Origin of the sequence: Sulfoacidibacillus thermotolerans (genome assembly GCF_003144315.1) — a bacterium.
In the GTDB taxonomy this organism is placed as follows: Bacteria; Bacillota; Bacilli; order Alicyclobacillales; family SLC66; genus Sulfoacidibacillus; species Sulfoacidibacillus thermotolerans.
Genome location: NZ_MPDK01000006.1, coordinates 58,288 through 76,191 on the forward strand (window position 1 = coordinate 58,288; position 17,904 = coordinate 76,191).

17 protein-coding genes and 3 pseudogenes are annotated in these 17,904 nt (G+C 45.9%); 8 read left to right on the plus strand and 12 right to left on the minus strand.

The window, feature by feature from the left end; translation table 11 throughout:
• Window positions 1-13: 13 nt before the first annotated feature.
• The 3 genes from BM613_RS05245 to BM613_RS05255 all read right to left on the minus strand — a co-directional run bounded on the left by BM613_RS05245 (window position 14) and on the right by BM613_RS05255 (window position 1,744).
• Complete coding sequence (locus BM613_RS05245; protein ID WP_109430114.1) at window positions 14-394, minus strand: hypothetical protein; 381 nt, start codon at window positions 392-394, stop codon at window positions 14-16.
• A gap of 98 nt (window positions 395-492) precedes the next feature.
• The gene (locus tag BM613_RS05250; RefSeq protein WP_109430115.1) at window positions 493-1,323 is read right to left on the minus strand and encodes a ferritin-like domain-containing protein; all 831 of its coding nucleotides are present in this window, start codon (window positions 1,321-1,323) and stop codon (window positions 493-495) included.
• Window positions 1,324-1,441: 118 nt separating this feature from the next.
• Window positions 1,442-1,744: a hypothetical protein gene (locus BM613_RS05255; RefSeq protein WP_109430116.1), complete on the minus strand. Its 303-nt coding sequence runs from the start codon at window positions 1,742-1,744 to the stop codon at window positions 1,442-1,444.
• A 178-nt stretch (window positions 1,745-1,922) separates the two neighbouring features.
• Here BM613_RS05255 and BM613_RS05260 point away from each other — a divergent pair, with 178 nt between their 5' ends.
• Complete coding sequence (locus tag BM613_RS05260) at window positions 1,923-2,240, plus strand: DUF3243 domain-containing protein (RefSeq protein ID WP_109430117.1); 318 nt, start codon at window positions 1,923-1,925, stop codon at window positions 2,238-2,240.
• A 112-nt stretch (window positions 2,241-2,352) separates the two neighbouring features.
• Here BM613_RS05260 and BM613_RS05265 read toward each other — a convergent pair whose 3' ends face one another.
• Window positions 2,353-3,036, minus strand: a complete 684-nt coding sequence (locus tag BM613_RS05265; protein ID WP_109430118.1) for a metal-dependent hydrolase — start codon at window positions 3,034-3,036, stop codon at window positions 2,353-2,355.
• A 33-nt stretch (window positions 3,037-3,069) separates the two neighbouring features.
• Window positions 3,070-3,414, minus strand: coding sequence for a YlbF/YmcA family competence regulator (locus BM613_RS05270; protein ID WP_109430119.1), 345 nt, complete (start codon window positions 3,412-3,414; stop codon window positions 3,070-3,072).
• 227 nt (window positions 3,415-3,641) lie between these two features.
• Between BM613_RS05270 and tkt the strand changes: the two genes are divergently transcribed.
• Entirely contained in the window at window positions 3,642-5,657 is a 2,016-nt protein-coding gene (gene tkt / locus BM613_RS05275) for a transketolase (protein WP_109430188.1), read from the plus strand.
• Window positions 5,654-6,748, plus strand: a complete 1,095-nt coding sequence (tal, locus tag BM613_RS05280; protein ID WP_109430120.1) for a transaldolase — start codon at window positions 5,654-5,656, stop codon at window positions 6,746-6,748. The genes tkt and tal overlap by 4 nt, the downstream gene beginning before the upstream one ends.
• 83 nt (window positions 6,749-6,831) lie before the next feature.
• Here tal and BM613_RS05285 read toward each other — a convergent pair whose 3' ends face one another.
• Complete coding sequence (locus BM613_RS05285) at window positions 6,832-8,238, minus strand: purine-cytosine permease family protein (RefSeq protein WP_109430121.1); 1,407 nt, start codon at window positions 8,236-8,238, stop codon at window positions 6,832-6,834.
• A 183-nt stretch (window positions 8,239-8,421) separates the two neighbouring features.
• On the opposite strand from BM613_RS05285, the gene BM613_RS05290 reads away from it, so the two are divergent.
• Together BM613_RS05290 and BM613_RS05295 are read left to right on the plus strand one after the other, a co-directional pair.
• Entirely contained in the window at window positions 8,422-8,847 is a 426-nt protein-coding gene (locus BM613_RS05290) for an Hsp20/alpha crystallin family protein (RefSeq protein WP_109430122.1), read from the plus strand.
• A 62-nt stretch (window positions 8,848-8,909) separates the two neighbouring features.
• Window positions 8,910-9,086, plus strand: coding sequence for a DUF1540 domain-containing protein (locus BM613_RS05295; protein WP_109430189.1), 177 nt, complete (start codon window positions 8,910-8,912; stop codon window positions 9,084-9,086).
• 57 nt (window positions 9,087-9,143) lie between these two features.
• Here the strand turns inward: BM613_RS05295 and BM613_RS05300 are convergent.
• A pseudogene (locus tag BM613_RS05300) lies at window positions 9,144-9,782 on the minus strand (SpoVR family protein); the annotation flags it as partial.
• Window positions 9,783-9,898: 116 nt separating this feature from the next.
• Between BM613_RS05300 and BM613_RS05305 the strand changes: the two are divergent.
• Entirely contained in the window at window positions 9,899-11,296 is a 1,398-nt protein-coding gene (locus tag BM613_RS05305; RefSeq protein ID WP_109430123.1) for a cytochrome ubiquinol oxidase subunit I, read from the plus strand.
• 47 nt (window positions 11,297-11,343) lie between these two features.
• Entirely contained in the window at window positions 11,344-12,357 is a 1,014-nt protein-coding gene (gene cydB / locus BM613_RS05310) for a cytochrome d ubiquinol oxidase subunit II (RefSeq protein WP_109430124.1), read from the plus strand.
• Between the two features lie 101 nt (window positions 12,358-12,458).
• Here cydB and BM613_RS05315 read toward each other — a convergent pair whose 3' ends face one another.
• The 3 genes from BM613_RS05315 to BM613_RS05325 all read right to left on the minus strand — a co-directional run bounded on the left by BM613_RS05315 (window position 12,459) and on the right by BM613_RS05325 (window position 16,503).
• On the minus strand, window positions 12,459-13,583 hold the full coding sequence (locus BM613_RS05315) for an MBL fold metallo-hydrolase (RefSeq protein ID WP_245926260.1): 1,125 nt from the start codon (window positions 13,581-13,583) through the stop codon (window positions 12,459-12,461).
• Between the two features lie 134 nt (window positions 13,584-13,717).
• Window positions 13,718-14,941, minus strand: coding sequence for an NAD(P)/FAD-dependent oxidoreductase (locus BM613_RS05320; protein WP_109430126.1), 1,224 nt, complete (start codon window positions 14,939-14,941; stop codon window positions 13,718-13,720).
• A gap of 53 nt (window positions 14,942-14,994) precedes the next feature.
• The gene (locus BM613_RS05325; protein ID WP_109430127.1) at window positions 14,995-16,503 is read right to left on the minus strand and encodes a recombinase family protein; all 1,509 of its coding nucleotides are present in this window, start codon (window positions 16,501-16,503) and stop codon (window positions 14,995-14,997) included.
• Window positions 16,504-16,634: 131 nt separating this feature from the next.
• On the opposite strand from BM613_RS05325, the gene BM613_RS14865 reads away from it, so the two are divergent.
• A complete protein-coding gene (locus BM613_RS14865; protein WP_146192766.1) occupies window positions 16,635-16,892 on the plus strand; it encodes a hypothetical protein in 258 nt (85 codons plus the stop codon).
• A 25-nt stretch (window positions 16,893-16,917) separates the two neighbouring features.
• Here BM613_RS14865 and BM613_RS05330 read toward each other — a convergent pair.
• Together BM613_RS05330 and BM613_RS15500 are read right to left on the minus strand one after the other, a co-directional pair.
• Window positions 16,918-17,733, minus strand: a pseudogene (locus tag BM613_RS05330) (SpoVR family protein); the annotation flags it as partial.
• Window positions 17,730-17,888: pseudogene (locus BM613_RS15500) on the minus strand (sporulation protein YhbH); the annotation flags it as partial. The pseudogenes BM613_RS05330 and BM613_RS15500, both read right to left, overlap by 4 nt.
• Window positions 17,889-17,904 lie beyond the last annotated feature (16 nt).

Here is a 17,904-nt window from a genome sequence, read left to right on the forward strand (position 1 = left end):
CAATTCCCCTGTGTTAGAGCAAAAAATCCTCCAGTGTTTGCCGCGTCTCCTCGTGTTCATTTGCAAAGCGGCTTAGTGCCCGTGAGAGTTCATCGAGCCACTCCTTTAACGACATCACTTCGCTAGAAAGTGCAATTCCGCGCACGACCTTCGCTTTGCGAGCAAGAAAACGAGCGCCTTCGCGAGCCAATAAAAACGTATCCGACCCCAGCGAAAGTTCAATTTTTACGACATGATGCACTTTGCTAAACCATTTTCGATCGCGTGTCACCACAACCAAATCCGGAAGCGATCTTTCTAAGCGAGTCGCAAGTGCTTCAATATATGCGAGTTCATCTTCATGATTATGACGCCATGAAGCGGCGTTTAGATCAAACTGAAGATCGTCCTCCATCCCATCTCACCACCCCGACTCCTGTGATATCTAATAGAAATTTCCACTTTGTAGAATAAAATCGCAGCGCCCCGAATCCAATATAGCGCAATTTTTACTTAAGAGCTGGTATTTTTCGCCTCGATCTCCCTTAATAAGCGATGCTCCTCTTCTTCTTCTGCACGAAGTGAGAGTTCGCGTTCTTCTTTATCCAACCCCATAATATGTACTTTTTTCTCTATATCATGTGTCAATTCTTGCAAAATCCCATACCCGTCAATTCCCACAATACTCGCGTCATCCTGTAACTTCTTAAGCATAGCATGCATAATAAAAAGTAAATCATCACGCATTTCGAGCAGACGGTCTCGCACTTCATGAGGCATTTCATCGCGTAAAGCGCCGATATAGTGTTCAGCAAATGCTTGATGGCGCGCTTCATCCAAGATAATCCGCGTAGATAATTTTCCAAATAGCGTATCAGGAAACGTTTTGCGAAACGCGCCATAAAAATTTTTCGCAAATAAATCACTAATTAAGATGCCAAAAAGCCAATCGAGTCGATTTTTTGATTTAAGTAAACGATAATGGTATCGGAACATTTCCCGCAAATCGCGCAATTCCAGTGGCTTACGCCCTAATAAACGATATACCTTCGTCAACATTTCAAAATGCCGAGCTTCATCCAGCATAAATGTCGTGATATAGAGTTGAGCACTCGTTTCATGTGCTTGCACAAAATGGGGCAGAATCGTCGAGGCACCGAGCATCGCAGTTTGCTCACCGAGGTATACGGGGGTCAAGACACGTGCAAATGCATTTGCTTCCGACTCATCCAGATGAAACGGGATTTCCCAATCAAATTCACTGGAGGACCACTGGCCTTTTACCCCCTTATGGAAGAGCTGCAAGATCGGATCGTCTTCTTTTAGATCAGGATAAATGCGCAACGTGACCGTCCCCCTCACAGAATCTAAATCTTGTCATTTCATTGTACTCTGTGGACGGTTGACAAACAACATCGCCATAGAACAAAGTCCTTTGGGCACGTTGAAAGAATCATGAATTTTAACCTCTCAACGTTCGCTGCTCTTTTGACGGTTCTGATCTCTTCACTCGCATATTCAGCAGTTTATGCCCTTTGCTTATCCTCTGACGCTGAACTTTGCGCTCTTTGTCCGCTCCTACAACAAACCACAAGTTAGCCCCTACGATAAGCAGCGCAAAAATAATCCATAAAGCAGAAAACATTCCTGACTTTCCCCAAACAAAGCGCGGCAATTTCGGAATCATTAAATATAGCATGCCAATGACCCCAACTACATATAAACTCGATACCCCTGTTTTTGCTTTTTTCGTTGGACGAAACATCACAATCCCCCATTTTCTCAACAAACATGTTCTTGGAAGATACTTATGCGTAAACTTCCTCACTTGAGACCTCAAAAGTGCTCTTGCTGTGACGCACACAACAGGTGCGCATAAAGACCACCAGCGCCGCAAACACTAGCACAGAACCTGAGCATGAAGTTTGAGGAGGGTAACTTGGATGAATCAACCTACGGAAAGCAGTATCAAAAATTCTGTTGAGCAAGCGGTCAACTCCGGTGCCGTCCTAGATGATTTTAGCACCTGGCGTGAATTCCTTGGGGATCATGTAAAACATGCGGAAAGTTTAGGGATCTCTGAGGAACGTATTGATGACGCCGCTTTCAGACTGGGAAACTATCTTGCCGACAAGATCGATCCCAAAAATCCACAGCAACGCCTTCTAAAGCAAATGTGGGATGCCAGTCCGAAAGAAGATCAACGGGCATTGGCACGAATTATGGTCAATATGGTGTCCAAACAACCTACCACGCATTAACCGACGTTGCGAATCGTCTTACTTTTTCACTTCTTTACTTCGCAGCGATTACAACACGATGGGCAGAGAGATGCAAGCCCCCTCTGCCCGTTGTTTTGCAGTTTTAAACGATTTAAAAAGACAGAGATTGGCCTGGTGCTAAGACCTGACCCTTTATTCCTTTATGTGCTAACTGACGCACAAAAGCAGTTGCATCTTGGCTGATCAACGGGAAAGTATCATAGTGCATCGGAATCACCATCTTCGCTTTAACCCATTCCGCCGCGAGTACTGCATCCTCTGGACCCATTGTAAAATTATCACCGATCGGCAGTGCTGCCACATCGATGCGATTCAATTCCCCGATGAGCTTCATATCTCCAAAAAGCGCAGTATCCCCGGAATGGTAAAACGTCTTTCCTTGCGCCGTAAATAAAATGCCTGCTGGATTTCCTCCATACACCAACCCTGCAGGAGTCTCAATCCCGGCCCCATGAAATGCAAGGGTAAACTTCACGCGTCCAAACGGAAAATCGTGCGCTCCACCTAGATGCATGGGATGAGTGCTCACTCCTTGAGCCGCAAGCCACTGTGCCAATTCATAGACCGCTACAACAAGTGCACCCGTGCGCTTTGCGATCGCAATCGTGTCGCCCACGTGATCGGAGTGTGCATGTGTCAATAAAATGGCATCAGCTTGTACTTCATCTGCTCGAATCGATGCCTTCGGATTTCCTGTGAGAAAAGGATCAATCAGCACATGATGCGTTGCAGTCTCAAGCATAAAGCTGGCATGGCCTAAGTATGTCACCTTCACCCTATCAGCGCCTCCTCTTGTCCGCAGATGCCCTCATTGCGGATCAAGCGTCACTTCTTGTAATGCATCTGCAATGATTTTTTGTATATCTTGCACGATGACGCCAAACTGATACTCCGCTCGCAGATAATCGCGCACTGCAGTATGCAACTGCAGGACGTCGTATAATTTTTGTAAATCCGCTTGATCCTGTTGCGAAGTTTCTTCACCGAGCAAGCGCTTGCGTTCAAATTCCAACTGTTTCATGTGGAAATCTAAAATCATACGCTTCGCCTGCTCGTCACTCCCTACTTGCTCCACAGCTTTTTTCATTGCACGAAACTCCTCTGATTCGCGCAGTGCGCGAACGAGTTCATGCGCTTTATCGTAAGGATTCATCAAATGCCCCCTCACAGTCTTACTCTTTCGTCAATACGAGTATAATCCATGTCTCGTTTACAACAAAGTGCACAAACTTCCCTTCTATTGTTCAGTTTCACATAATTCCTGTGTCAAAATCACGCGATCGACTTTGTCCCGCCCTTTATTTCTGGCATAATGGAAGCAATGTGGCGAAGTATCGCCTTGGAGGAGGACGACAAAAATTTATGTCAAATCACTTAGCGATGACATCCATTGATGAATTAACTGTGTCTACCCTACGCACACTGTGTATCGACAGTGTTGAACAAGCAAATTCCGGGCACCCAGGACTTCCCATGGGCGCTGCCCCGATGGCTTATACGTTGTGGAGCCGCTTCCTCCGGCATAATCCAAAGAACCCATCCTTTGCAAACCGAGATCGATTTATTTTATCTGCTGGGCATGGTTCGACACTTCTCTATAGCTTACTCCATCTATTTGGTTATGATCTAACGCTCGATGATTTAAAGCAGTTTCGCCAATGGGGAAGTAAAACACCTGGACATCCCGAACGCGGGCATACACCAGGCGTTGAAACCACGACAGGCCCGCTTGGCCAAGGGATCGCTAATGCCGTGGGTATGGCCATGGTCGAACGGTTTCTCGCCACAAAATACAATCGCCCGGAATTCCCTTTATTCGACCATCGCACCTATGCATTAGTGGGCGACGGCGATCTTATGGAGGGAATTTCTTACGAAGCTGCTTCACTTGCTGGACACCTTGCCCTTGACAAACTGATCGTATTGTATGATTCAAATGATATTTCACTGGATGGACCGACCGAAAACGCATTTACTGAAGACATCGTACAAAGGTTCACAGCCGCCAACTGGAACGTGCTGCGCGTCGAGGATGGCAATGACCTAAACGCAATTGCACAGGCTCTGCAGACCGCTCAAGAACAAACTGGTCGCCCCACACTCATTGAGGTGCGCACGACCATCGGATACGGAAGTCCAGGGCGCCAAGGAACTGCAAAAGCGCACGGTATGCCACTTGGCAGCGAAGAAGCGCGTTTGGCAAAAGCTGCATATGGTTGGCATTATGAAGAAGCATATACGGTGCCTAAAGAAGTTCGTCAGCACCTCGCTCCATGGATTGAACAAGGTGAACGCATAGAGCGTGCCTGGAATGAGCAATTCAACCGCTATAAAGCAACTTATCCTGAGCTTGGTGAAGAAGTCGAAAAAGTTTTGTACGGCCAACTGACAGACAACTGGGATGCTGAACTCCCAACTTTCACGCCGCAGTCCGGCGAATTTGCCACACGCCAAGCCTCCGGTCAAACGATCAATGCACTGGCAAAGCAGATCCCAAACCTGTTAGGTGGTTCTGCAGACCTCGCTTCTTCCAATGAAACAACCATAAAGACAGAAGCCACCTTTTCTCGCCACAATTACGCGGGTAGAAATTTGTGGTTTGGAGTGCGTGAACACGCCATGGGAGCTATTTTAAACGGGATGGCAGCACATGGCGGCGTCCGCGTCTACGGGGCTACCTTTCTTGTCTTTTCAGACTATCTGCGACCTGCAATTCGTCTTGCCGGGCTCATGAAATTGCCAGTGACCTACGTCTTTACCCATGACAGCATTGGAGTAGGCGAAGATGGTCCAACCCATCAACCGATTGAACATTTAGCGTCTTTGCGCATCATCCCAAACGTCGTGCTCATTCGCCCCGCAGACGCCAATGAAACTGTCGCTGCATGGCGCTATAGCATAGGTCAAAATGAACATCCAGTAGCGCTCGCCTTAACTCGCCAAAAACTACCAGTTCTTCCCGGAACAGATCAATTGGCGCAAACAGGTGTCGCTCGAGGTGCTTATATCCTGAGTAAAGAAGCTACTGAACGGATTGACGCAATCCTACTTGCCTCAGGCTCTGAAGTCAGTCTTGCCTATCGAGCAAAACAGCGCTTAGAAGCGCAGGGACTCTCCATTCGCCTTGTGAGTATCCCGTCTTTTGCACTCTTTGACATGCAGGATCAAGCATATCGTGACGAGATCCTCCCTCCACACATCACCGCTCGTGTGGGTGTAGAAATGGCACATCCTTTTGGGTGGGATCGCTATCTTGGAAATGCTGGAGAAATGGTCGGCATTGATCACTTTGGCGCGTCTGCCCCAGCGCCAGAACTCATGAAACACTTTGGCTTTACAGAAGACGCTGTGATCAGCGCAACCCTGCGTAGCATCGAAAGGAGTCATCAAGCATGAATCACCGCTTGCAAGAACTGATCGCACTAGGTCAAAGTCCTTGGCTTGACTATATTCGAAAAGACATGTTGAACAACGGTGATCTGGAGAGACAAGTCGCGTCTGGCCTGCGCGGCGTCACCTCCAACCCCGCCATTTTTGAAAATGCCATTGCAAAAAGTGATCTCTATAAAGAAGCAATCCAACAACTCGCCAAGTCGGGTGCTTCAACTGAAGCAATCTATGAAGCATTGACAACATCTGATATTGCGCAAGCGGCAGATATTTTGTCGCCTGTATTTAAAGCGACTGAAGGTGCAGACGGATATGTGAGCCTCGAAGTGCCCCCTGATTTGTGCGACGACCATGAACAGACTCTCATCGAAGCGCGACGTTTATGGCACATGATTAAGAAGCCTAATTTAATGATTAAAGTGCCGGCAACCGCTGAAGGTCTCATCGCTATCGAACAGCTGATCAGTGAAGGGATCTCCGTAAATGTCACATTGATGTTTACGATGACAGACTATCAACAAGTCGCAGAGGCCTATTTACGCGGACTTGAACGCCGCGCAGTAAATGGCCTACCCCTTTCGACCGTCGCATCGGTTGCAAGTATTTTTGTCAGCCGTATAGATAGTGCAATCGAGACGCTCGCGCCACGCATCGATGTTTCTACCCTCATTGGAAAAGTAGCTGTAGCAAACAGCCGAATGATTTACCGCGAATTTACTCGAATCTTTACGAGCGAGCGATTTGCTAAGTTACAAGCTCTCGGCGCTCGTGTACAACGCCCTCTTTTTGCGTCGACTGGGACAAAAAACAAACAACTTTCTGACGTGCTTTATGTCAATGAGCTGATTGGACCTAATACGGTGAATACGATGCCACCTGCAACACTTGAGGCATTCCTAGATCACGGAGTCGCTTCACGCACTGTCGATCAACATCAAACAGAGGATGCAGCGATTTTGAATCAATGTGCAAGCCTTGGCATCGATCTCGAAGCAATTGGACAAGATTTAAAACAAAAAGGACTTGTACAATTCAAAGAAGCTTTCACCCGCTTACTGGCAGCTATTGAACATGAGGTTGCCAAAGTAAACTCATAAATAGAAGAAAGGTCGAGCGGCATCAAGATGATTGAATGCCACTCGACCTTTTCACTGTAAAATCGAATTCTAGAATGAAAAAACTAAGCTACCCTTGCTGCTTGCTTCACTTGCGTCTTTTGCCCTAACTTCGTGAACAAGATATACAGCACAGCCGCCACTACAAACCCTACATAATATGAGATATCACCTAACTGTGGGAGTTTTGCGGCAATCAAACCCGTAAAAAGCGTCTGATTAAAGAAGAAACTTGACGCTGCAATCGCTAAGACAAATGCCCATAACCCCGCTTTAATACGTCCACTTCCCTCATAGAAGTCGGCAATCCGTTGACTGTGACGCCGATACAGAACATAATCCACTAAAACAATCGCCAGCCAAGGACTGACCCAGTAGCCCAACAACAACAAGAAATTATTATAACTATTATAGTATCCTTCCGCGCCTGCAAGATACGACAGCACGCCTCCTAAAATCCCTAACAGCATCGCCGCGACCCAACGTTTCGGAGCCAGCGTGCGCACCCATTTCACATCAATGGCCAACAACGAGAGTGATCCGGAGTAGATGTTCAATACATTTGCCGTAACAGTGCCTAAGATGATCGCTAACATCGCAAATACGACAAGAACGTGCGGCATCAAACCCGTCACGAGATCTGTCGGGGTCGTGATGTTCTTTACCGTCGCCAATCCAGCCCCCAACAATTCAAGCCAAACTGCTGGTATGACATTCCCCCAGAATGCCGAATGAAACGCTTTTTTAAATGATGTACTCTGAGGGAGATAGCGACTATAGTCTGAACTAAATGTCAACCAGCCCATCATATAAGATAAAGAAGTGCCCATCGCAAGAACAAATGATCCAAAGAGTCCACTATAGAGAGGGGCTTTCATATTTACAGCAATACCAAAATGAATATGGCCAAGTGCATAAACACTTACGATTAAAAAAATCACAGCTAAAAAAACTGCAGAAATACGCTCGACAAAATGAATTAAATTATGTCCATAAATACTGACCACTGCCTGGATCACAATCATAATCAGCAAATCGCCAACAAATCCAACGGGCAATAACCATTGTAGAGCATATACACCAAGAACTGTATTTACTGCATACCAGCCAATCCCCGAAATAAAATTAAAAAAGGCAGGTACAAAATTCCCATAGAAGCCAAATGCTCCGCGAGATTGAATCAACTGCGGAATTCCCCATTTATAGCCAAACATTGTGAGAAATCCAATCGCCGCTGCTCCGAGCGCTGTCCCCACAATGATTGAAAGGGCTGCTTGTGCCAAATTGAGACCAAACAATCCGACAGACAGTGCGCCAAGAGTTAATGTCGCAAATTCCAAATTGGCGCTAAACCATAAGGTAAATAGGTTGCGCGGCTTCCCGTGCCGCTCTTCTGTGGAGATCGGATCAATGCCGTGGGGCTCAACATGTAAAACCTCATCCCCATAATAGTTTACCTCTGTTGACTCCATGAGAACCTCCCTCATCTACTTTTCAATCAGTGCATGATGCTACTTATTATGATACGGAACTATACGATTCAGTCAATAGAAAACACGAACATATCCCAACAAAATTTCCTAAATGTTCGTATCCGCATGTGCCCACACTTCGTGCTAAAAATGCCATAAGACATAAAGGAGGAGGGCGATTTTATGCGGAAATTACGTGACAGTGATGGCCAGCCTAGTCCATGGCAAGATTTTCTCCAATTCCCCTTCGATCCGAGTATTAAAAAATGGTTAGCGTGGCTCGACCCCAAACGTCTCGATGCATTCTTTGCTGAATTTGAACAACAAGTCGTTGTAACAGAGACGAAAGATCATTATGACATTATTGTAAATTTGCCAGGGGTGAAAAATCCGGAGGACATTACTGCGACCCTGCAGGGGCAAGTGATCCATTTAAAACGTCAAGTACAGCGAGAAACACGCGTAGATCGCGATCATAGCACAATATCTTCTTTTTATTACCATCATTTCGAACGAGCTGTACACCTTGAAAAAGCGGTTCGCTGGCGCGATCGCACCATCACCTGTACATCTGGCCGTTGGCAATTGCGGCTACCTAAAAAGAACTAGGCCCACTTCGTATAATGAACCCGTCACTTGTAGAATCTATCGCTAGGGGAGGTGATTCAGTGATGTTGAGTGGAGTAAAATGTCTTGTCGACCAGTGTGTATACAACCAATCCCTGCATTGCACGGCTGCATCCATTTTAATTAAATCGCAAGGGAATGACGTTGTGGGAACAACTCGTGGGACATTGTGTGATACATTCTCCTATCGTAATCCGAATCACCCCAAAACCCAATCTTAAGTAAAAGAGCGCCAAAGCTTTTGTCCCCTTTGGCGCTCGAACTTACAGCACTAAAATTTATAGAAATTTCCTCGTCATCTTTTTCCCATCATAGGTAAAAAGAACTGATCTCCCTTCCACAACCGTCTCTAAATGGATCGACCTGCCCCACAATCGATATACATAAGGGAGCGTCTTTTCCGTATACTTCACATCCAGTTCAACCCCTTCATAGGCATGTCGCAAATAGAGTTCCCCTGTCAATTGGTAATCCCCATCTTGCACCAAAATCACTGGATATCCACCATTCACGCGTGATGCACAGAGTTTATCACGCACCTTTTCCCAATCTTTTTCGACGATCCGCCACTCATTCCCAACTTTTTGATAGAGATATAAGTCCAACTCTTCGACTAAATCTCTTGTCAAATAGTTGCGAATAAAAGAAGCATCACTTTCCGTTTCACGTACCTCAAAAATCTTCGCACGCCCCTGACCAGGTTGTAAGCCAAATCGCTTTTGCTCTTCTGCGCTTGGGTGATCGTAGTGTTTTTCAATCGCTTCCCACAATTTTACACCCAGTAAATACGGGTTGAGACTAGTGCGCGAGGGTAAGACGACGCCTGAATGTGTGTGTGCAAAGTCTAATGCTTCTGCATCGGTCAATTCCATTTCACGCATGATTCGTAAATGCCAATACGTAGCCCAGCCTTCGTATCGCAAAAGAACTTCCTGCAAAAAGTCCACCCCATATGAACGGAGGAGTATAAATACAGGACAACCGCACACAATAAGTTTGTATTGAATTAAATTTCAACACTGGTGGTGTGAAGGTGGAAACGATCTGGCTTGACCGATGGCAATTTGGCATCACAACCGTCTATCACTTTTTCTTTGTCCCTTTGACCATTGGACTTGCGTTCCTCATCAGTATTATGGAGACCCTCTACGTCGTCAAAAAAGATACCATGTATCGGCGCATGGCGCAGTTTTGGGCAAAACTATTTCTCATCAATTTCGCCACAGGCGTTATTACAGGGATTATGCAAGAATTTCAATTTGGGATGAACTGGGCTTCTTATTCACGTTTCGTTGGAGATATTTTCGGTCCTCCACTTGCGATTGAAGCACTGGCCGCCTTTTTTTTAGAGTCCGCGTTTGTGGGAGCATGGCTATTTGGGTGGGATAAATTACCCCCTAAAGTGCATCTCTTTACGATCTGGATGGTCACGGTCGGTACCAGTCTTTCTGCCTTCTGGATTCTCGCCGCCAATTCCTTTATGCAAGAGCCAGTAGGTTACGTTCTGGCTCATGGACGTGCAGAAATGAGAAGCTTTGGAGCGGTCATTGTCAATCCACAACTACGCCTTGAATTTCCGCATGTTTGGCTTGGTGCCATCACAACCGGAGCCTTCTTTGTCGCTGGCGTAAGTGCTTACTATTTGCTGCGCAAGCGCGAAGTCGCTCTGTTTGCTCAATCATTTCGACTCTCTATTTTTACAGCAGTGATCTCAAGTGTATTAGTACTTGTCGTGGGACATGCTCAAGCACAACACCTGATGAAAGCTCAACCCATGAAAATGGCTGCCGCTGAGGCGCTCTGGCACACGAGTCCCTACCACGCTCCTTGGACATTGGTAGCTTGGATTGACTCGAAACACCATAGCGATCCATTTACGATCAAAATTCCCTACGTGCTAAGTATTCTTTCCTATAATCACACATACGGCAAGGTTCCTGGCATCGATGAACTACAAGCTAAATATCAGAAACAATACGGGCCAGGGAACTATGTGCCTTCCGTATGGGTCGAATTCTGGACATTTCGCATCATGGTGTTTGCAGGTACGATCATGATTTTCCTACCATTATACGGAACATTTTATGGACTGCGCCGCGATGAACTATTTGTGACGCGACGAACCTATCTGCGATGGATGCCATGGGCGATTAGCTTGCCGTACCTTGCGAATACCACAGGTTGGATTATGACCGAAATGGGAAGGCAACCATGGGTTGTTTACGGATTGTTAAAAACTAATCATGGGATTTCTCCAACTGTTGGTTCACCCCTCATTTGGATGTCAATCTTAGGGTTTGGCGCAATCTATACGGTCTTTGCGGTAATTGATGTATTTCTTTTCGTCAAATTTATCCGCAAAGGGCCCGATCCAGAATTCGCATCTGATGAAATGGACGCAAAGTCGGTTCGTCCGTTATTTGAATCTTGACCTTGCGATTACCAAGACCTATGACGTCTTTTACGAGGTGAACCTTGATGGATCTAAACACATTGTGGTTTATTTTAATCGCTGTACTGTTTATCGGTTTTTTCATCTTAGAAGGATTTGATTATGGTGTTGGGATGATTACACCTTTCTTAGGGAAAACAGATGAAGAACGCCGATTGCTGATCAACAGTATTGGTCCCTTTTGGGATGCGAACGAAGTGTGGTTTATCACAGCAGGTGGGGCACTATTTGCCGCCTTTCCAAATTGGTATGCCACTTTATTTAGCGGCTTTTATGTTGCGCTGTTTCTGCTGTTAATTGCGCTCATGATGCGCGGGGTCGCATTTGAATTTCGCAGCAAATTGAGTCATCCAAGCTGGCGTAGCTTATGGGATTGGGCAGCCTTCACTGGGAGTTTGTTGCCCCCGTTTCTTTGGGGTGTGGCCCTGGCAAACTTTATGCATGGCGTACCAATCGATCAACACATGAACTTCACAGGATCTTTCTGGGATTTGCTAAACCCCTATGCCCTGCTTGGCGGGATTAGTTTAACTCTGATGTGTCTTTTGCACGGCGCCTTATTTCTCACCTTGCGATTTCATGGAGAACTTCAGGAACGAGCAAGAAACGCAGCAAAGCGCATTGGAATTTGGACCACTCTGACCATGTTTTTCTTTGTGATTTACAGTTACTACGAAACAGACATCTTCCAAAAAGTCGGTTTGGATCCCGGAAGTTTACCTGTCTTTGCCGGAATGTCTATTCTCTCTGTCCCCTTTTTGATTTTTACAAAACACGATGGCTGGGCATTTTTATTTAGCTCCTCCACCATCGCCTTTTCCGTGGCTACTGTCTTTTTTGACTTGTTCCCACGTGTGATGATCAGTTCTCTGAATCCTGCATGGGATTTAACCATTTACAACGCCGCAGGCAGTCACTATTCTCTAACCATTATGTCAATTGTAGCAGTAACCATTCTCCCCATTGTGATCCTCTACCAAGCTTGGACTTACTGGGTTTTTCGACACCGCCTACAACCAGGTGGACATCTGGATTACTAATTACAAACACTCACCAAAAGATCGAGGCCTACAATACCAGTACGATTTGGTATAGGCCTCGATCTTTTGGTGCGATCAAAATGAGTGAAACGTGAGATTTGCTATGCGAGATGTTTCACTGCACAGCGATTCGGGCCAATCTCGAGTTCTGTCGCCTCTTCATCTCCTACCGAAACTTCACCGCGATTAATCTTCACAATGGTTTCATAGTTTGGCGGCGTGGCTGCCCCTGTTTGGCCTGCAACAGCTTCCGTAAAAACGGACTCTTCTCCACCTCTGACGAGTTCATTTGTAGCACGCAGTTCACCAAGTGTTGCCCCAATATAACCAGCTTTTGAAACCTCTCGAAAATCCGAATAATGCGCTGGCAGCACGATCACATCGTCGGATAGCTTGTTAATGCGCTGAATCACTGTTTCATAAAGCATTTTTGCCCATTCCCTTGCTTTTCCCCCAAGATCAGGTCGACCTAAGCCGCTGACAAAAACCGTATCTCCAGATAGCAGAAACTTCCCATTTACTAAAAAGGAGGTACTCCCGGGTGTATGACCAGGCGTCGGGATCGCAAGAACCTCTAACGAAGATTCCCCAAATTTCAGCACAAGACCATCCGTTAAGGCTTCAAAGGGAATTTCGCCCCCCTGCATCTCACTGGCTGCAATCCAATATTTCCCCCCAGTGCGAACAGACAATGCATGCCCTCCTGAAATATGATCTGCATGAAGATGCGTATCTAGAATATGTCGAATCTGTACTCCTTTTGCTTTCGCTAACTCCAAATACTCTTCAATGTGACGAGCAGGATCAACAACCAGCGCTTCCCCTTGAGAGTATAAAAAATAAGACAAACACCCTTTAGCTGGTCGAATCACTTGTAACATCTCAAGAGCGGCTGACGATGTGACTTGAACTTTACGATAAAATTCACTCCACGCCTCCATTCCGCCTTGTAAATACACGACAGCGTAACCTTTTCCTTTTAGAAAATGCGTAACCTCCTGCGCGGACTTCCCTTTTGCACAAACGACTACAATTTCTCTATTTTTAGGTAATTGACCTTCTGGAATGCCTTTTTGAAGGATTGAACCAGCAATATTTACAGATTCCACTCCATAATCTTCAATATGCCATTCTAAATAATCACTTGCTGACCTCACATCTAAAATAAAGACACCGCCAGGTGACTGAATTCTGCGATTCAATTCTTCAACTGTTATAAAACTCAACATAGACGCCTCCTATCATGTAAATTCCCACAAGTCATCCATCGACTCGCGCTTTATTCTCCCCCTTTACAAAAAGAACAATTCCACGCGCAACACCGCGGAATTGTCCTTTTCCTTCTCCTTTTCTCGTTTATCTACCGACTCTCAAAGCGACCTAAATACACGTTTAACAATCGCTGTGCAATCTGTGGCGGCATCTTCCCTTTAAATTTAACCATGTAGTTATCAAAAGACGTTTTCATCATGTGTGACATCGTGCTATGGTACGAAATATCCATCGTACCTCCCCACAACGTATTCGAACGAATGAGCATGGCTTTTCTGTGTCCCATATTCATGATACAAAATACTTCAGGCTCATAATCATAACGAGATCCTTCTCCTGTAATACGCTGGCGAAGAATACTCGCCACAAGGTTCCCTTGTTCTACTGCCAAATGCCCGAGTTTTGGGACGGTGCGTGATGCGACATCGCCAATTGCATAGATATTGTCATAATCGAGATGCTGAAAATCCTCATTTGTGGGAACAAATCCCGCTTCATCCCCAAGACCCGACTCTAGGATGATATCGGGTCCCCGATATGTAGGGATAAGGATGGTCAGTGCAGATGAGATTGTCGTGCCATCTTTAAAACGTATCTGATCTTGTTCAATACTTGAAATCACTTTATTCGTCATGACTTCTACTTCATGTTTGCGTGCCAATTGCTCAAATGCTTCATGTACTTTGTCCCCCACATCTTCAAAGAAAATCTCCGCAGGACTGAAACAAATAATACGCGATTGATCCCTTGTTCCACGTTTGCGCAACTCGCTATCGATCATAAAAGCCACTTCACCAACAGGTCCCTCACAAGCCGTCTCTAAATGGGGGACGTCCTTTAGCCGCGTCCCGGACAGCATTGGGCCTGAACCAATTAAAATATTCCCCTTCTCAAATTTTTCAATCGCTTCCCACATGCGCGGGGCCAAAATATCTGTACAAACGGAATAGCCATAACGGTCAAAACCAGGAACAACCGAAAAGTCTTTCTTCCCTCCCAATGCAATAATGAGAAAATCATAGGTGATCCGTGTCTCATCTTCGAGGTAAACGATTTGTTCCTTAGGATCAATTTTCAGTACTCTGCTGCGAATGAAGCGCCCGTAATTTTCGATCACGGGCCGCAGAGCAAATGTTACATCACGAATATCCTTTTCTCCAAGCGCAACCTCAGGGAGAGAAGGTTTTAACAAAAATGTTTCCCGCTCATCGATCACCGTCATTTGAACATCGCGTGCACTCGCCCATGTAGCAAGATGATAAAAAACAGTCAGGCCGCCAAAGCCCGCACCAACAATCACGATGTGTTTCATCTGCTTCCCTCCATTGCCCACTTGATTCTCTTAGGTTTCGTATTAAAAAAGGATTATATACGCATAGAACGGTGATTCTGCTCGTTTCCACGCAAGACGAGATGTAAGTGAATTTCCATTTCTTCGCGTCCCAAGAGAACCACCTTATCAATGAAAGTTCGTAACTTTGCCTTTGCTACGTCCATAGGAAGTTGTTCTAGGGCACAAATAGCATTTCTTGCCTTCTGTTCCAAGATGCGCGCGAATGTCCCATCTTCTAAGGTGTCTAGTCGCTTTTCCTGTAGTTCATGAGCTTCAGCTTCATAGCGCTCTAACGCGATCTTCTCGCGCTGAAGATCGGCTAATTCAATCAATCCTGCTGTATAAGCTTCTACTTGTCTTTGATAGCGCCGTTTTGCCGCTTCCATCTGCTGCTTGCGTCGTGCCTCTGCGGCATCGCAAACTTTTTTTATTTCTACCTGTATATACGTCCGATCAACATCTTGTAAAAGTTGGTCAATCCCTTCCTTAAACCACTTCTCTACCTCATCTGCCCGATAAGACGTGCTTTGACAGGTTCCTTTATTTGCATATCCTGAACAACGATATACACGATAACGCGTAGCGCCACCAGACCATCCGATGGCCATCGAAGACCCACACTGCCCACAAAAAAGGAATCCCCCTAACAAATGAGGACTCGTTTTTGCTCGGGGGGCTGTCGGGGAGACCTGATTGTGAAGAATGCGCTGCTGCACATGATCCCATAATTCTTGATCAATGAGCGCTGGATGTGAATTAGGAAGTACAACCCAGTCTTCTTCATCGCGCACTCGTCGCGTTTTCGTACTCGAATCGACGCGGTTCCACACTAAAGTGCCGCGATAGGCTGGATTCGTTAAGAGTAACTTGATGGCGCGAACAGACCACTGTTTATTCTGACGGGATGGAATCGCTTCTTTGTTTAATTGTTTCGCAATTGCGAGATACCCGAGTCCTTGCTCCCAAAACATGCGAAAGACCCGACGCACGACTTGTGCCTCTGGTTCGTACACCACCAGTTGTTTCTCTACTAAACGGTAGCCATAAGGATGCTGTGTCAACCAACGGCCAGATTTTGCAGCATGTAGCATATTCTCAAACACGCGCTCACGAATGCGCTCACGTTCAAATTCTGCAACAGCGCCAAGTACCTGCAATGTCAGACGACCTGCCGGCGTATCTGTATCAAACGCTTCACTTGTCGATACAAATGCAACCTGATGATCATGAAAAAGGTCAATAAGGGTAAGTAAATCGAGTAACCTTCTACTGAGTCGATCCAGTTTCGTCACCATCAACTTCTCGATGGTTCCTGCCCGTACTTCACGCAAAAGTCTTGTTAGAGCTGGGCGATCTAGATCTTTAGCCGAATATCCATCATCAATAAACTCCACGATTTCGACATTCCATCCCATCGCGCGACAGTATGCAATCAATCGTGTACGTTGTTCTTCAAGTGAAACTCCTTCTTTCGCCTGCTCATCCGTTGAAACTCGGCAATAGATCGCGACACGTGTAAGTCGTTGTTCTTGTAGTGCCAACGAATCGCCTCCTCGTCCACCCCTCTCAAAATGTATATGAGCAATACCTCAACACGAGTAGGAATCAATTGCAAAATGGAAGGTCGATCTCTTCTGTATCGCTCATAGACTAGACTCGAGGAGGGACGATTATGAGTTTGAACATACGCTTTACTACATTTTATAAAGGAGAACAAGTATCCTTTACTACGCTTGACCAAATCACCAATCCCTCACTGCACGACATCCTGCAACAAGAGTTGCTGACCTTTAGCCAATCACTGCGCGAAATGGCCCTGCGTTCACTGATTTCTGACACCGCTGGCGAATCCCTAGCACAAATGGCCCATATCTCTTTTTTCTCTACAACCCCAGCTCCCATTTCGAGCGAGCACGATCCGGATGCATGACAAAAACCCCTATAGCACTTTTGCGATACGAAGGCCAGCCTTCGTTCATGATTTTCGTTTCCACCTGTGGCCAGAAGTAAAGCATTTCTTCTCGAATCACCGTCAAAATATCGCGTTGCCAGTCTTCTAAGATTTTACTATGCGTGATCAGAAAAAGTACGAGGTCTTTGTCTGCTTGCGCAAACACCTCTTTTCTCGATTTGTTTACTGTCTGTGCACCTGTTTCCTGTCCACTTAATCTCTCATCAAGTGCAAACAAATCTGCATATGGGTCGGCGAACTCTCTTTTTTCTGCTAGCTCGCGTCTCTGATCGCGCAAACGCTGGCGGCGCAGCGTAGTTCGTGAAGCGTCCACATGCTCTTGAATCGCCAGCGCCGCATCAAGAATTTGTTCCACCGCCTCTTTGCCGTATTCCATTTCATATGCGCGAAAGCGTTCTGCACTCGCTGCCATTGAATCGACGACATTGCGCGCAGTATGGGCAAAGAGTGCGTTATTTTTAAAGAAATCACAATGAGCCAATACGTGTGCGCTCACCAATTTATTTTGGACTAACGAGTTACTGTCAAGCAAAAATGCATAGCAGGGGTCGGAATTAATCACAAGTTCATAAATGCGACTCAGACCCAAATCGTAATCGAGCTTCATTCTATGGTAAGCTTTACCGAAAGACCAATGTGAAAACCGTGTGGGCATTCCTTGATACGCACCAAATGTGTAGAGTACATCCGCTGGAACAATCTCAAAGCGCATGTCGTAAAAATCAAGCCCAAAACGCCTGGCGATATCCGTCATTTCCTCAATCGCCCGCTCAAGTTCGCGCACTTCCTCAGGACTCATGCCGTTTCACCACCTTCGCGCCCCGGCTCTGTACTAAAAAACGTTCGCAGAGCTTTATAAACTTCACTTTTTTCGTGAATTAAAGCATTGCGAAAACGGGGTGTACGAAAATGCCGATAGGCGCTCATGAGCGTGGAACTACGATTGTATTGATTGAACTACACACTCTAT